The sequence below is a fragment of the Ferrimonas pelagia genome, assembly GCF_039543565.1.
In the GTDB taxonomy this organism is placed as follows: Bacteria; Pseudomonadota; Gammaproteobacteria; order Enterobacterales; family Shewanellaceae; genus Ferrimonas; species Ferrimonas pelagia.
Genome location: NZ_BAABJZ010000079.1, coordinates 1 through 16,273, shown reverse-complemented (window position 1 = coordinate 16,273; position 16,273 = coordinate 1). Strand labels below are relative to the sequence as shown.

The following is a 16,273-nucleotide window of genomic DNA, read 5'->3' as shown; positions in this document are numbered from 1 at the left end:
TGGGGCGGAAAAAGGCGCGTATATTACACTAACTTATGGCCGCGGACACCCATAGGTTTCGGTCTGTTTTAGGTCTGGTCAAAGCCTACCCAATCTGTCATGTTTAAGTTCGTGAGGGGCGGAATGTCGCCCTATCCGATGGCGACATAGACGCCCCCGCCCGATGTGACATAACGGTCAAAGCATAGCGGAGGTGCCATGGTCCAGGCGGAGAAAAAATTGTTTGTGCTCGATACCAATGTGTTATTGCACGAACCCCTCGCGATCTACTCGTTCGATGAACACGATGTTGTGGTTCCCATGACGGTGCTGGAGGAGTTGGATCAGATCAAAGACCGCAAAAAGGATGTGTCTCGCGACGCCCGAGTTGCCATTCGCGCGTTGGAAGATTGCGTCAGCGGTGCGTCACCCGAAGCGCTGGTGCAAGGGGTTCCCTTGACCGGCGTCGAGCCCAACTCTCTGGCCGGTACCTTGGCCATCTTCCCTGATCACCAAGTTGAGTTTGAAGATCAGGTGGCCTTGCCCGGCAACAACAACGACAACGCCATCATCAATTCCGCGCTCTACCTGCAGCAGATCCATCGTGACAAGGCGGTGGTGCTGGTCACCAAAGACATCAACATGCGGATCAAGGCCAAAGGGGCCGGTTTGCGCCATGTTGAAGATTATCGCAGCGATCAGCTGGTGGATGATATCCGCTATCTGGCGAAAGGCTTTGCCGAGCTTGAGGGGGAGTTGTGGCTGCGGGTCGGGGAGGTCGACAGTCAGCAGCGCGGCCGGTTTACCGAGCACACCATCGCGCGGGATCAGATCGACGAAGAGCAGCTCTACCTCAATCAATACCTGATCGATCAGGGCAAGGACTTCTGCGGTCAGGTGAAGGCGTTAACGCCGGACAAGGTGACCCTGCGCGATCTGGGCCGCGACCGCTTGATGGGCTATCACGCCTGGGGCATTTCACCGAAGAACATCTATCAGGGCATGGCGATGCAGGCGTTGCTGGATCCCACCATCGATCTGGTGATCCTCACCGGTCCAGCGGGCTCGGGTAAGACCTTGCTGGCACTGGCCGCAGCGTTGGAGCAGGTGGTGGAGCAGCGCCGCTATGAGCGGGTTATCGTCACTCGCAATACCCCGGAGATCGCCGAATCCATCGGTTTCCTGCCCGGCACGGAGGAGGAGAAGATGATGCCCTGGCTGGCGGCCATCACGGATACGCTAGAGGTGCTGCATAAGCATGATGAGAGTCCCAGCTCCAGCCTGCAGTACATCATGGACAAGGCCAACATCCAGTTTAAGTCGGTCAACTTTATGCGCGGCCGCTCCATTCAGAACAGCTTTGTGCTGCTCGATGAGTGTCAGAATCTGACCCCGAGTCAGGTCAAAACCATCATCACGCGCATGGGGGAGGGCACCAAGCTGGTGTGCTCCGGCAACCTGGCGCAGATCGACTCGAATTACTTGACGGCGGTGACGTCGGGCCTGACCTATCTGGTCGAGCGCTTCAAGATGTTCGATGGCAGTGCCAATGTGTATCTCAATGGCGTGGTGCGCTCCAAGCTGGCGTCGTTTGCCGAGGAGAATCTGTAGGCCAGCGTGCAGCCTCGTGCCAAGCCGGGCTGTGAAAGCACGATGCTGTGCTCAACACCGAGGGAGCCAACGCGAGGGCTGGCTAAATGGCCCGAGCCGAGGCGCTTGCTTTCGGTGTTGTGCCTGTTCGCCTCTGCCTCTATGCGCTTTGTCTCTCGTATTGATAGCGGACTTTTCGTCCGGGCCGGGCCCTTCTGATACACTGCGAACCTGCGAAGTTTTCAAAGGTTATCCGGTTCCGTGAAGCTACCTATTCTGCGTCGATACAACAAAGCGGTGTTCTATACCTATCTGGGGGTGGTGTTCCTGTCTCTGGTGGTGGCCTGGGTGGTGTACGACGGCCAGAAGCAGAAGCTGATCGTCGAGAAACGGGAAGACATTACCCGTCACAGTCAGCAGATCGAAATGCTGTTGAATGTGAGCATTCATGCATTGGAATCGCTGCGGGATTTTGCCAGTACCCATATGACCATGGGCGAGATGTCCCACGTTGAACGCTTCCCGGATATCAGTCAGTTCGACGGCACCGGCAACTATTTCGCGCTGGAGCCCACCTATAAAGACACCGGGCTTAGCTTCGAAGGGATCGGGCGGATCAGCGGTTACGGGCGGCTCGAGGGGCGCTCGGACCTGTTTTATCGTGAGCTGGACATGCTGTACCAGATGTCGATGTCGTTTCCGGTGGCCAAGCGGATGGCACCGAAAGCGTCGCAGATCTACTACATCTCCAAACGACGGATGATGTCGGTGTTTCCCTGGCCCGAAACCGACGATAACTTCAACCGTCGGATCCTCAATTCACCGCTGTTTAAGCACGCTCAGCCGGAAAGTAACCCGGAGCGGGCGCTGTTCTGGACCGAGGTGCGGCGCAACGCCCAAGGCGAGCTGATCACCACCTTGGGGCTCCCGGTCTACCTCAATGATGAGTTTATCGCTTCGGTGTTCCTCGATCTGGAGCTGGCGATGTTGTCGCAGGAGATCGAGCGCTACTTCGATGTGAAGGGAACGGTGTTGTTGCTCGACGACAACAACAACATCCTGACCTATCCAGACATGCATCTGGAGGCCCTGCCTCGTACCTATCAGCTGAGCCAGAAGATCCCCGCGGCACTGCATAACGTGCCGCTGGAGACACTGATGGCGACCACCGACGGCCACCTGATCAACGAATATTATGTTCGCTCTGTGGTGCTGGAGAACGCGCCTTGGCGCGTGCTGTTCCTGCAGCCAGAATCTGAGTTGGTTAATGACGCTTGGGATAAGCTGGAGATCACCTTCCTGATGGTGATCCTGGCACTGTCGGTGCTGGTCACTGTGGTGCACTACCTGACCCGCCGTGCCTTTGTTAGCCCAGCGGCGCGTCTACTGCACCATCTGGAGATGAGCGCCCAACACCCTCAGTCACCGCCCAAGGGGCTGCAGCCGGGGTGGGAGCCCTGGTTTGAGCTGATCTCGCGTATTTTTGAGGAAAACCAGCAGTACACTCGCCATCTGGCCGAGCAGAACCGCCGTTTGGATAAGCTGGTGGCCAAGCGCACCAAACGATTGCGTCTGGCCAACGAGCGACGCGAGCGCGATTTCTCCTTGATGCGCTCCTTGATCGATGCCATCCCGGAGGCGATCGTCTTCAAGGACACCTCCGGTCGCTATCTGGGGTGTAACAAGGCGGCGGAGCGGATGTTGGGCCACAGCGAATCGGAGATCATTGGCTGCTCGAGTACCGAGCTGGATCCCTCGCCCCGGGCGGTGCGGATCGCGGCCGAGGACGCGCAGTTGTTGGAGGACCGCACGCCTGAGCGCTATCAGGAGCGGGTTGAGATCGACGGCAAGTTGCTGTTGCTCGACTCCTTGCGGCTGCCGTTTTACAACCGCCGCGGTGAGCTGCTGGGCTTGATCTCGGTCTGGCGCGATATCACCCGCGAGTCGGAGCAGCAGGAGCAGATCAAGCGCTCCGAGCAGCGTTACCACTTGGCGATGGATGCGGTGGAAGACGGTCTGTGGGATTGGTATCTGGATTCCAATCAGCTGATCTGTAACCCGGCGTATTACACCATGCTGGGTTATGTCGCGGATGAGTTTCCCCTGCTGATCGAAACCTATTATGAGCTGATGCACCCGGATGACCGCCTGCGGGTGGAGAGCTACATCGATAACTATCTGGACCACCCGGATCAAGCCTTTAGCATCGAGTTTCGATTGCGCGGCAAAGGGGGGGAGTATCACTGGATCCTGTCGCGCGGCCGCGCGGTGGAGTTTGATGATCTGGGTGAGCCGCTGCGTCTGCTGGGCACCCATAAAGACATCACCCAGCAGAAAGAGAACGAGGTGGCACTGCTTGAGGCCAAGCAGGACGCCGAGCTGGCCAACCGCACCAAGAGTGAATTCCTGGCCAACATGAGCCATGAGATCCGCACGCCGATGAATGCGGTGCTGGGCATGCTGCAGCTGACCCTGCGCACCTCGTTGGATAACCGCCAGACCGATTACCTCGATAAGGCCCGCTACAGCGCGGAGTCGCTGCTGCGGATCATCAATGATATCCTCGATTTCTCCAAGATCGAAGCGGGTAAGCTGGAGTTGGAGCAGACCGAGTTTGCCCTGGATAAGGTGCTGGAGCATGCGTTGTCGATCAACAGCATCAAGGCGCAGGAGAAGGACATCGAGCTGCTGCTGTATGCGCCGGTCAGTGCCGGTCTGCATCTGAGCGGCGATCCGCTGCGGCTGGGGCAGGTGTTGGTTAACCTGCTGTCCAACGCGGTGAAGTTTACCGAGCAGGGCGAGGTTGAGCTGGGCTGTGAGGATCTGCGCGACGAAGTGGATCGGACCACGCTGAAGTTCTGGGTGCGAGATACCGGGATCGGGATCTCACCGGCGCAGCAGAAGCGTCTGTTTGACGCCTTCAGCCAGGCGGACGGTTCGACCACCCGCCAATTTGGTGGCACCGGGCTGGGGCTGTCGATCTCCAAGCATCTGGTGGCGATGATGGGGGGCAATATTGAGGTGGAGAGTACGCCGGGCAAAGGCACCACCTTCAGCTTTACCATTACCGCGAAGAAGGTGGCGGTACCGGAAAGCGCGCTCCGGGTACTGCCCTCCTCCCTCAATGGTTTGAGTGCGTTGGTGGTGGACGACAACCACAGCGCGCTGCAGATCTACGCCACCTACCTACGGGATTTCCGCTTCCAGGTGGAGACCGCCGACAGTGGCAAAGCGGCGTTGACCGCGTTGAAGAAACTGCAGCCGGATCTGGTGTTGCTGGATTGGATGATGCCGGGGATGGATGGCATTGATGTGCTGTCGGCCATCGATGAACTGGTGGCGCAGGGGGCGCTGGCACGTCGGCCGCAGATCATTATGATGACTGCCTACTCCGGCCAGCCAATACAAGAGAAGGTGCAACAAGGCAAGGCCAGCGGTTTGTTACAAAAGCCGTTCCAGGCTTCTGCGCTGTTTGACTTGGTGGTGAATGCTTTTGCCAGTGAGAGCCAGAGTCCGGTCGAGGCGCTGCCGGTGGCCCCTGAAGAGCCCGTGGTGGGGGCGAAGATCCTGCTGGTGGAGGACAACCTCATTAACCAACAGGTGGCGACCGAGCTGCTCAAAAGTGCGGGTTATCAGGTTACCGTGGTGGGCGACGGCCAGCAGGCGGTTGATCGGGTCAATGCCGAGTCGTTTGATCTGGTGTTGATGGACATTCAGATGCCGGTGATGGACGGTTTGCAGGCGACTCAGGCGCTGCGCGCCGCCGGACATACCCTGCCGATCGTGGCGATGACCGCGCACGCCATGACGGGGGATCGGGAGAAGAGCCTGGCGGCGGGCATGAATGATCACATCACCAAGCCTATCGTGTTGCCCCAGCTGTTTGCTACGGTGAAGAGTTGGCTGGCGGCGGGTCAAGATAGGGCATCCTAAAGGCTGCAACTGGCCGGTTGGCACTGAACGGTATGAGCGACGAGGAAGAGAAGAGATTGGCAACACCTGACATTGAGCCGCCGAAGATGGCCGCCCGTGGCATCGTCCGCGGCCCGCTGCGTTATCTGTTGATCGCTGTGGGCAGCTTGGCGGTCGTGGCGGGTACCATCGGCGTGTTTCTGCCGCTGATCCCAACCGTGCCGTTTTTGTTGTTGGCCACCTTCTGTTTCAGCCGCTCGTCGGCCCGGATGCAGATCTGGCTATTTAACAACCGTCTGCTGGGGCCCTATCTGCGCAACTACCTGCAGCGCAAGGGCCTGACCCGACGACAGCTGCTGACTTCGCTACTGAGCATGTGGGCGGGGATCGCCCTGGCCATCTATCTGGCACCGGTGCTGGCGATCAAGATCGGCCTAGGGGTGATCTGCGCCTGCGTCACCGTACATCTACTCAGGATGAAACGGATCGATGAGGGCCTGCAGTAACCTTGGATCGCGATCGACGGGGTTGGCCAGAGCGGCATACCTCCGCGAATCGGAAAGAAAACGGGCGTGCCACTGGCACGCCCGTTGTTTATTTAGAGGGGGCTTGCCCGATCTACTTACCGCTACCTAGGCGCAGCAGGCTCTTCATCGGGCAACGGCGAACTCGGCCTCCATCATTGGCGGCGCTATCTTGACCCAGAACCTCGGCTTTAAACCCGCTGATCGGACATACCTTAGGTACGTCTTGCTCGGCCTGCTCAGCGGCAACAACGACCTCGTCCGGGCATTGGGTGTCGGCGGTTTGCTTTGGCGCAAATGCGGTACTGGAATCGCCGGGCAGCAAGGCTTTGTTGTCGATGGCATCGGCTTGATCGGCGGTTAAAAACTCCGCCTCCAGCGCGTGGAACTGGTTCACTTGATCCACCAGCAGTTTGCGATCCTCATCGCGGCCCAGGTAGATCTTAAAGCTGCACTGGCCCTTGTCGTCGAACAGCCAGATGGAGCGGGTTTCCATGCGCATAAACGGGCGCTGGCAGAAGGCGATCTTCGCCACTGCCTTCGGGTTGAGGTGGCCGCGCAGATGCTCCCCTTTGAGGTTGTAGAAGCCGTGGCCATAGCTGCCTTCCGGGAAGCCGCCCTTGTATTCCAGGATCTGACCGGCCACTTCGATGACCGTCGTGGTGGGGCCGAAGTCTGTGAGCGCGGCCATCAGGCGATCAAAGTGACGACCATCCACGACGCGCGCTTCCGCCACGGGCAGGGATTGGACGGTGGCCAGCTCGGACAGGCCCAGTTGGCGGCCGACTTGGGCCAGCGAGGACAGGGGCTGCTTCTTGGACAGGACGTTGATTTGCTCAAACAGATCGTTCATGGCTTTGGCTTGCTCGCTCTCAGAGGTTTCGAGTTGTTGGTCAAGGTAGGCGGTGATCGCCTGCTGCAGATTGATGTTCCAGAACTGACCGGCGTCGGTCAGGTTAAGGTAACGACCATCGCGCTGGGCGAGGCCGTTGTCTTGCCAGGCTTGAAACAGCGGTGCGGCGCGCTCGCTCAATGGCTCCGGGCTGAGGCGATCCAGCCGCTCCAGATCCAGATAGCCCAGATCAAACCCGCCGCCCAGCGCAAAGCGTTGGGTATGCTCGGCGTGGGGCTGAGTCATCATTACCAAAGGCTTTTCGCCGGCCTTGATCTTGTCCAGATAGTGGCACAGCTTGCGCTCGGTCATCACGCCGTGACCGGCGATCCGGCCACCGGCGCCGGAGCCGAACGGGATCAGATCTGCGCCCGCCTTGGACAGATGGTTGTAACGGTTGCGCTCGCGTCGGTCCCGGCCCCAATGGCTCACAGACAGACGGTTAAAGTGGTGACGGGTTAGGGTGTCGATCCCGGCCTGGAACATCTCGGTCTTGGCTTCGACGCCGGGTGGTGGCGCCACAAGGCCCTTATTGACGTCACGACCCAACTTGCTCTCTGGCAGCAGGATCAATTGATAGAGATCGGCGCCGCCGACGCCGGTTTGCACCAAGGTATCCAGATCCTGTTGCCAATGCTCGACGGTCTGGCCCGGCAGGCCGTAGATCAGATCGGCGACGATCACCGCACGATCTTGATTGGTGAAATGCTCCAATCGGCGACGCACGGTGGCGCCATCGTCGATGCGGCCTAGGCGTTGGCGCAGTTCGGTGTGGAAGCTTTGCAGGCCCAGAGAGAAGCGGTTAAAACCGGCATCCAGACAGGCGCTGAAGCGATCATCATCAAAGCCGTGGAAGCGCGCTTCGAAGGTGATCTCCGCATCGGTTTTCAGTGGCAGTACGTCCTGAATGGCGCGGCCCAGCTTGAGGATCTGAGCGGGGCTTAGATCGCTCGGGGTGCCGCCGCCCAGGTAGATCCCATCAAATGGCGCGCCGACAATGCCGGGCTGATCTTTGGCCATCTCCAGTTCGGTCAACAGGGCGTTGAGGTAACCCTCGATCTTGTCGTCGCTGGAGCGATTCTGGAAAAACGCGCAGTAGCTGCAGCGGGTACGGCAAAACGGGATGTGGATGTAGGCCAGACGTGGGCCGGGTTTAGCCGGTTGCTGACACAGCTGTTGCCACAGTGCAGCCTGATCGTCGGCCAACACCGGCGCCCCCATCACCTGGATGTGGGCGGTCTCTTTGCGGACAAAGGCACCGGTCAGTGGGTTGGCGCATGGACGACCGGTCATCTGTTCGGTCAGTGATACAGGCTGCATTTTTGGTAACACCAATGGTAGTGAGAATGGATATTAATTAGACTCTCAATTAATCCCCCCTATGTCCGTGACGGAGATCGAGATAGTGAGTACAAATTGCAATGATTGCGCGGGTAAATGCCCTGATGTTGCAGATAAGTTGGAGCAAGGTTCCGGCTTGGTGTCAGCCCCGTTGCGGCCACTTTTGATCCTACTGGGGGGCGTTTCTATCGTGCTGGGCAGCATCGGGATCTTCATACCTATGCTGCCGACCGTGCCGTTTCTGCTGTTGGCGGCCTGGAGCTTCAGTCGCTCCTCCCCCAAGCTGCGTGCCTGGTTGTTTGAACATCCGCGGCTGGGGCCCTACCTGTGCAATTTTCTGCAGCGCAAAGGGCTGACCCGCACCCAGTTGCACCGCTGCCTATTGGGGAAATGGGCTGGGATCAGCCTGGCCATCTATCTGGCGCCGATCATGGCGGTGAAGGTGGGCCTGTTTTTGATCGCCACCAGTGTCAGCATTTACCTGCTGCGGCTGAAACGCCTGGCGGATTGAGGCCGGTCTGGCGGCTGCCGCTTGAGCTCGTCTGGCTGGCGCAGTAAGCTGGACGAAATCTCATCAAGAACCAAGGTTTTCCAATGGATTGGAACCTACGTGGACGGCACTGGCTCAGCGTGATCGGCTTGGGCTTACTGTTGCTCTCAGGCTCGTTAAGCGCCACGGACTCGGACACGTTACCCGCAACTGAAGCTCCTCCCTTGTTCGATTGGCAACAGCAGAGTGATGGCCGCTTGCAGTTGGCCATACCGCCGTTGGCGTCGCCCATGCTGTTGGTGACTAGCCTGCCCTATGGGGTAGGCTCCAATGAGATCGGGCTGGATCGGGGCCAACTGGGCAGTCGCCGACTGGTGCAGTTTGAGCGCCATGGTGAGCAACTGCTGCTGCGTCAGCTCAATACCCAGTATCGTGGCCAAAGCGATCATGCGGCGGAAGTCGATGCGGTGACGCGGGCCTTTGCCCAGTCGGTGCTGTGGATCGGCCCGATCCAAGACGAGCGGGTTGATCTGACGTCGCTGGTTCTGGCCGATTGGCACGGGATCGGGGCGAGATTGAAGCAACGGGGGCAAGGGACGTATACCCTGTCCGGCCCGCAGTCATTGCTGTTGACCGATGCGGTCCGCGCCTTCCCCAACAATGCCGATGTCGATGTGCAGTTGACCTTCGTCGGCGCCGAGCCCGGCGCACAGCTGCACCGCGTCGCGGCCGATCCCCACAATCTCAGCGTGCGGGTACGTTACTCCTTTATCGCACTGCCTGAGCAGCCGATGGCACCTCGGCGCTTCCATCCCCAATCCGGCTTTTTCCCCTATCAGTTTGTCGACTACTCGAAACCTTTGAGCCAGCCCATGCAGGTGCAGTATCTGCCGCGCCATCGGTTGGAGAAGGTGACGCCGGGCGCGGCCCGCTCTGCCGTGGTTGAGCCGATCGTGTACTACCTGGATCCCGGCACGCCGGAGCCGGTGCGCAGTGCGCTGCTCGACGGCGCTCGCTGGTGGACGGAGGCGTTTGAGGCGGCCGGATTTATCGATGCCTTTCGGGTGGAGCTGTTGCCCGAGGATGCCGATCCACAGGATATGCGTTACAACCTGATCCAATGGGTGCATCGTGCCACTCGCGGCTGGTCTTATGGCGATTCGGTGATCGATCCCCGCAGTGGTGAGATCTTAAAGGGTCATGTGACCTTGGGATCGCTGCGGGTGCGGCAGGATCATAAGATCTTCCGGGCGCTGACCGCCGGCTGGCAGGATCGCGATGCCGCCCTGGCCGCAGCCGAGCAGGCGGCATTGGCGCGTCTGCGCCAGCTGTCGGCCCATGAGGTGGGACACACCCTAGGCTTGGCTCACAACTTTGCCGCCTCGGCCAGCGGTGACAAGTCGGTGATGGATTACCCCCACCCGGATCTGCGCCTGACTCAAGATCAGGTGGATCTGCGTCAGGCCTATCAGACCGGATTGAGCCCCTGGGATCGCTTTGCCGTGGCGTTTGGTTATGGCGACTACCCCGGGCCGGAGGCCAGCAGCCAGCAGGCGCTGATCGCACAGGCCAAGCAGCAGGGGCTGAGCTTTATTTCCGATCCCGACGCGCGCGGCGTGGCCAGTGCCCACCCCGACGCCCATCTGTGGGATAACGGCACCGATCCCGTCGCCCAGCTGCAGAGCCTGATGGCGCTGCGCCGACACGCCTTGGCCACGCTGTCCACCGAAGCGTTGTTGCCCGGCGAGGCCAACAGCGCCTTTGCCGAGCTCTTGGTGCCGGTCTACCTGCTGCATCGCTATCAGGCAGAAGCCACCAGTAAGTTGCTCGGCGGGGTGGAGTACGACTACAGCGGGACGGGGCGCAGCTGGCTTGCACCAGAGTGGCAGCGGGCCGCAATGAGTGCGCTGCTGACATTGCTCGAGCCGGAAGCGCTGGCCCTGCCTGAGCGGGTGCGTCAGCAATGGGTGCCATTAAGTTATGGCAGTCGGCCGACGCGGGAGCAGTTTCAGGGGCGCCAGGGCGTGGTGCCGGATCTGCTCGGGCTGGCGGAGATCGGCAGCCGGGTGGTGCTGACGCCGTTGCTCAATGGCGCGCGGCTCAATCGCATGCTGGAGCAGCAGTGGCTGGAGCCGGAACTGCCCGGCCCGAGTGAGTTGTTGGCCGAGTTGTCACAGCGATTGCTGCTGGCTTCGGTCGAGGACGGACTCGATGGCGCGATCCAATCTCGGGTGCGCTCGGTGTTGATCGATGCGCAATTGGCGCTGTATCACGACGCCGGTGTGGCGCCGGAGGTGCGCAGCCTGATCTTGGCTCAGCTGCGCAGCGATGCGGAGCAGTTGGATCGGCGTGCACGCCGGGCCGAGTCCCGGATCGGCGCCCACTACAAAATGCTGGCACAGGTGATCCGCGATGGGCTGGATGATCCGTCAGTACGGATGATCGCCGAGCCGCTGCCGGTGCCACCAGGATCGCCGATTTAACTCTGCCTGCCGCAGGGCTGAGACGGTGGTTTTTGGTTTTGGGTTGTTTGGGTGGTTTGTGGGTGGTTTGGGTGATGTCGGCTGCGCCGTGCTGGCTTCGGAGTGTATCTCCAGTCCTCCTGTCGCGCTGGCGACGGCAGGCCAGGGGGCTTCGCCCCCTAACAACCCCGTTTGCCTCCCTTCGTCGCTGCGCTCCTCGAAGTCGGCAGAGCAAAGCCGCGGGGCACTGGATATTGGCGTGCCTTAGCTTCGTTACCGTTCGTCCGCAGCCGACACGCTTGGAGATCGTCATCGTTCAAAAGCGAAGCCGACCCGTCGTCTTCACGATGACTCCGCCAAGCTCCCGGTCTGCCGCTACCTCACTGCACTCAGCACGGGGCTGGGCATACAGGATAGGCTGGATGAAAAGGGGTTACTTGGGCACCAGATCCGGCCGTTCGTTGGCTTAGGCTTACTTTCATCAGACGCATTCTCTGTTTCACTCAGAGAACCGTCTCAATTGACCCTTAAGGGATTGATTGAATAGGGGTCGCTTGCTAGCGTGGCCTCACCGTCATCGGTGTTAATGCGACCAGAAAGGTGCCAGCAGGCGTGATAACACCGCTGTTAGAAATACTGACATGGAGGAGTGAGTGGTATCATGTCATCTTTTATAGTTTCACTGGTCTTAGGTGGTTTGTTTTTCCTTTACGAGTATAAAGTGAGAAAGCATGACACTAAGGGAGAACTTTTTTATGGGATTGCCTTGTTGTTGTTCGGAGTGCTAATAGCTGCAGTTGCCGTGTTCATCTCTAAGTTTTTCGGTCCGGCGCTCTTTGAGAGTGATGACCTGATAGATATAGTTGCGGTGCTTTTCCTTATCGTATCTTTTGCTGCCGGAGCATTATTGTTCTTCCTTGAATACTTCTTTACTAAAGGGAAGTGCGATGATGAAAGTATTTATCTAAAAACACTCTGGGGCGGTGTAAGACATGAAAAGTGGAACGACTTAATATCGGCAGAGTACAATACGTCCGGAAGTTACTATAAGTTAAAATTTCAAAGCGGTGCCACCATTAAAATCAACACCATTATGAAAGGTGTTGGTGGTGTTCTAGAAATTATAGAGTCCAAGGGGTACGATTTCTAAGAAGACGCTGCAGGCGGATCGCGATCGTTTGGTTGGCTATTGCTCGTGCCTCGCTGATTTTAGTCAACCAAACTGCTTCCGCTGAGCGGGGCGTTGATATGATTCCCCTTGTCAAAGGATAGATATGAGCAATCTCTTACCAGTACTGACCTTGCTGCTTGGTTCAATGCTGACATATTACTTCGGTGTTCGTGCCAAGAAAAATGAAGCGGCGCATAAATATAAAGAAGAACAATATGCAAAATTGCTGATTAAGCTTCAAGGGTTTGTAGGGGCCACAGCAAATGCAAAGACCAAACGGGAGTTCTTTGAAGAGCAGTATAAAAGTTGGTTGTACTGTTCTGACGAAGTTGTTGAAGCCATGAATCATATGGTGCGCTTAGTTATCGACAACCATGGTAAGGAGCCTGAACCTGAGGCTGGAAGGAAAGCTATAGGCAATATTGTCTTAGCTATGCGGAAAGACTTACACGGTAAGACATCATTGGATTATAAGGCCTTTCGATATACAGATGTGCACTAAATTAACAACTGACAAGCCCAATCAGAAATGCGCACTCCGTGCGCGGGAACTCGCTACGTTCGTCCCTTGTTGGGGGCGTAAGTCTACAAGATGAATATGAATCCGGTTGTTGTAAAAAGGATTTTAGGCGCGGCTTTGATGGCTGCTGCGATGTACAGTCTCGTTATCGGAGTCATTGGATTGCCGAATTTGTACGGGATACTTACGGAGAATGCTGCTGATGGTGACGACCCGTTTTGGATACTCGCCACCTTCGGTTTCTTCTCGATAGAGATGATTATTTCCTATGCCGCGTTCCTTCTTGGTTTTAGAACCTTCCGCGGGATACGAGTCTCAGTTGTGACTTTTGCACTGTGCATACTCGCTATTCTCACACTTGGTACGCTCGGGAGGGCACTCGCAACCGCTACAGTCCTAGTCCGTGTGTATGATTGGTGTCAGGTAGATAGTAAAGAGACTTAACAGGGCGTTACAGGCAGATCGCAATCGTTTGATTGGCTGTTGCTTGCACAATCTAGCTTGAGTTCAAAGGAGCAGAAAAATTGAAATGCGGTTCTGCCCGATGATTCCCCCAAGAACGGCTCTGAGTGTCGTTGGGTGAGGGACGACCGGGAGCTTGGCGGAGCCATTTTCGAAAGCGGCTGGCCGCTTTTGCTTTGGGAAAATGGCGACTCCAAGCGTGTCGGCCCGAGCACGACGTAAGCGAAGATGAAGCCGGGCGCAGGCACACGGAACCTGCCAGCAACGCTGTTTTTGATCTTTGTCGACTTCGAGGAGCGCAGCGACGAAGGGAGATAAAGGGAGTCCAGAGGGCGAAGCCCTTGGCGGCCGCCGGGCCGCTCCCGGCAAAGGGGGATGGTGCCCCACCGAAGCCAGCACGCCGAAGGCGTTACCACCCAAGCCGTGTGCCAACACACTACCCACCGAAGCCTCACGCCGCAGGCGTAACCACCCAAGCCGTGTGCCAACACACTAATCACCGAAGGCCCACGCCGCAGGCGTAACTGTCACCACCCAAGCCGTGTGCCTACACACTCCCCACAAATGTCTTGGTGAGCTCGGTTGTCTTATTCACCCGTTCGGGCTTCGAGGATCGCCATTAGCTTTTGCGCGGTTTCATGTCCGGCGTTTTGATTCTGACCGGTGACAAAGCGCTGCTCGTCGTCGATCACTACGTGATTGGCGAAGATATCGCGAAAGGCGGTGCGACTCTCATAACGGGCGCCGACGCGCTTAAGCTCGGTTTCTGGATGGCGCGGGGTCATTACGATGCCTAACTCCTCGACCTGCTTGTTGGTCACCCCGGTCAGTCGCCGTCCCTTGAGCAGTGCGCTGCCGTCTGCGGCGCGCGCTTGAATAAATCCGAGCGGGCCATGGCATACCGCGCCAAATAACGGGGTGTGCTCGGCCTGATAGGCTTGGCTTATCAGCTCCCCGAGCGCTGGCGAGTCGCCCAGATCGTACGCTGCGCCCCAGCCTCCGGCGATGAAGAAAAGGTCATAGTCGGCGATGTTGATCGCTTCGATCGGCAGCGACTGAGCGACTTTGTCCTGAAATACGGGATCGGCTAAGAAGCGGCTGTCTGATGGAGTCTTGATGGCCGGCCGAAACGAGCTGGGATCGATCGGAACCGGGCCACCCTGGATACTGGCAATGTCGACGGTCATGCCTGCGTCGATAAATTCGTAATAGGGGATGGTCATCTCGGAGCTAAAGACGCCGGTCGGCTCACCGTCGGTTTCGCCCGGTGGGTTGAGCACGCCGTGACTGGTGGTGATGATCAGGGCTGTTTGGCCGGTAAGATCAAATGATTTGCTCGGATAGTTAGGATGCAAACCGAGAGACTGCAGTAGCAGCGGTAGCATCATGACGGCCAACGCGGCGATCGTGCCGAGGCTGAGTATGGCGATGGCGATCCTTTTCACGGACATAACTTCCCTCTGCAAACGGTATGGCGTTTTTTGTCAGCTTGCGGTGCTTAGGGCTGTGGTTCAACTGGCCTGTGCGTCGTGTCATCACGAACGTCATTGTTTCTTCAAATCGACGTATGACAACGGCTGCGCTGTCGGCATGCGCTCTGGGAAAATGGCGAATTTAAAGGGTCAGATAAATAGAAATGTGGTTCTGCCCGCTGATCCCCCCTAAGACCGGCGCTGAGTGTCGTTGGGGGAGAGCCGACCGGGAGCTTGGCTGAGCTATTTTCGAAAGCGGCTGACCGCTTTTGCTCTGGGAAAGTGGCTAATTTAAACGGTCAGAAAAGTTGAAATATGTCCTGTCTGATGACTCCCACCAAGTCCAGCGCTGAGTGTCGTTGGGGGAGGGACGACCGGGAGCTTGGCGGAGTGACTTTCGAAAGCGGCTGGCGGTTTTCGCTGTGGGAAAATGGCGAGTTTAAAGGGTCAGAGACATTGAAATGCCGTTCTGCTCGATGATTGCCGCTAAGACCGGCGCTGAGTGTCGTTGGGGGAGAGCCGACCGGGAGCTTGGCGGAGTGATTTTCGAAAGCGGCTGGCGGTTTTCGCTGTGGGAAAATGGCGAATTTAAAGGGTCAGAGACTGAGGTATCCCCACAAAGTTATGTAACAAAACAGATAGATAGTAAGAAAAAGGAGGGAACATTCATGGCGTTTCGCGATCTGATCAGTCGCCAAACAAAACCAAACACTGAAAGCCATGAATGTCCGACAGATCCTATCTCGATTCGTATCCAGCGTCACCGTCGATATGCACCGCACACGTCAGCGTGCGTTAAATGCCTGCGTAAGCAGTCTCGCCGATGGTGCCAGCTTGACCGTCACCTCCATGGGACGAGGGTTGAGCAGTAATGCGTTGGAAAAGCACAGCATCAAACGTGCTGACCGGCTTTGCTCCAATGCAAATCTTCAAGCTGAGCGCATTGCGATTTATTGTCGTATTGTCAGTCTGTTTGTGACCCCAAAAAGCCGCCCAGTGATCCAAGTGGATTGGTCCGACCTGGATGGCAACAAGCACTTGTTCTTGCTCAAGGCTGCGCTGTCTTTCGATGGACGGGCCATCACGCTTTACGAGGAGGTGCACGGTAAAGAAACCCGAGAGCGTCCAGTTACTCACGCGGCATTCCTCAACCAGTTAGCCGATCTATTACCTCCGGATTGCAAACCCATTATCGTCAGCGATGCTGGATTTCGGGGATCTTGGTTCAAGCAGGTCTCCGCGCTGAAGTGGCACTATGTTGGCCGCGTTCGCGGTCAAAGTACCTTGTCTGAAGACGGTGAAAACTGGTTCCATTGGAAGAAGTTAGCCCCCCTAAATAACTGTTCCGAAATGTAGATCACTGAGTTCTCAGATTTGGAGGGAACTCGGCTTCCATTGTGCGATCTGATCAATCGCCAAAAAGAAAAGTTCGACAAGGAAGCCGAGCCCCATGATGCT

Annotated in this window: 11 protein-coding genes; 9 read left to right on the top strand and 2 right to left on the bottom strand. The window is 57.7% G+C overall.

All coding sequences use genetic code 11. The annotated features are described in order from the left end of the window. Positions 1-198: 198 nt before the first annotated feature. From ABEA08_RS12030 to ABEA08_RS12020, 3 genes are all read left to right on the top strand, one after another. Positions 199-1,590: a PhoH family protein gene (locus ABEA08_RS12030; protein WP_345335562.1), complete on the top strand. Its 1,392-nt coding sequence runs from the start codon at positions 199-201 to the stop codon at positions 1,588-1,590. Positions 1,591-1,830: 240 nt separating this feature from the next. After that, the gene (locus tag ABEA08_RS12025) at positions 1,831-5,502 is read left to right on the top strand and encodes a response regulator (protein ID WP_345335561.1); all 3,672 of its coding nucleotides are present in this window, start codon (positions 1,831-1,833) and stop codon (positions 5,500-5,502) included. Between the two features lie 32 nt (positions 5,503-5,534). Next, the gene (locus tag ABEA08_RS12020; RefSeq protein WP_345335560.1) at positions 5,535-5,987 is read left to right on the top strand and encodes a YbaN family protein; all 453 of its coding nucleotides are present in this window, start codon (positions 5,535-5,537) and stop codon (positions 5,985-5,987) included. A 112-nt stretch (positions 5,988-6,099) separates the two neighbouring features. Here ABEA08_RS12020 and hutW read toward each other — a convergent pair whose 3' ends face one another. Further along, positions 6,100-8,217 (bottom strand): heme anaerobic degradation radical SAM methyltransferase ChuW/HutW, encoded by a 2,118-nt coding sequence (gene hutW / locus ABEA08_RS12015; RefSeq protein WP_345335559.1) that lies wholly within the window; start codon positions 8,215-8,217, stop codon positions 6,100-6,102. A gap of 85 nt (positions 8,218-8,302) precedes the next feature. Between hutW and ABEA08_RS12010 the strand changes: the two genes are divergently transcribed. The 5 genes from ABEA08_RS12010 (at position 8,303) to ABEA08_RS11990 (ending at position 13,325) form a co-directional block, all read left to right on the top strand. After that, entirely contained in the window at positions 8,303-8,749 is a 447-nt protein-coding gene (locus tag ABEA08_RS12010; protein WP_345335558.1) for a YbaN family protein, read from the top strand. A gap of 83 nt (positions 8,750-8,832) precedes the next feature. Continuing rightward, positions 8,833-11,211 (top strand): zinc-dependent metalloprotease, encoded by a 2,379-nt coding sequence (locus ABEA08_RS12005; RefSeq protein ID WP_345335557.1) that lies wholly within the window; start codon positions 8,833-8,835, stop codon positions 11,209-11,211. Positions 11,212-11,851: 640 nt separating this feature from the next. After that, complete coding sequence (locus ABEA08_RS12000) at positions 11,852-12,340, top strand: hypothetical protein (protein ID WP_345335556.1); 489 nt, start codon at positions 11,852-11,854, stop codon at positions 12,338-12,340. Positions 12,341-12,464: 124 nt separating this feature from the next. Next, entirely contained in the window at positions 12,465-12,863 is a 399-nt protein-coding gene (locus tag ABEA08_RS11995; protein WP_345335555.1) for a hypothetical protein, read from the top strand. Positions 12,864-12,953: 90 nt separating this feature from the next. Then, the gene (locus ABEA08_RS11990; protein ID WP_345335554.1) at positions 12,954-13,325 is read left to right on the top strand and encodes a hypothetical protein; all 372 of its coding nucleotides are present in this window, start codon (positions 12,954-12,956) and stop codon (positions 13,323-13,325) included. A 605-nt stretch (positions 13,326-13,930) separates the two neighbouring features. Here ABEA08_RS11990 and ABEA08_RS11985 read toward each other — a convergent pair. Then, a complete protein-coding gene (locus ABEA08_RS11985) occupies positions 13,931-14,788 on the bottom strand; it encodes a type 1 glutamine amidotransferase domain-containing protein (RefSeq protein ID WP_345335553.1) in 858 nt (285 codons plus the stop codon). 747 nt (positions 14,789-15,535) lie between these two features. Here ABEA08_RS11985 and ABEA08_RS11980 point away from each other — a divergent pair. Continuing rightward, complete coding sequence (locus ABEA08_RS11980; RefSeq protein ID WP_345335552.1) at positions 15,536-16,171, top strand: IS4 family transposase; 636 nt, start codon at positions 15,536-15,538, stop codon at positions 16,169-16,171. The last annotated feature ends 102 nt before the right edge of the window (positions 16,172-16,273 follow it).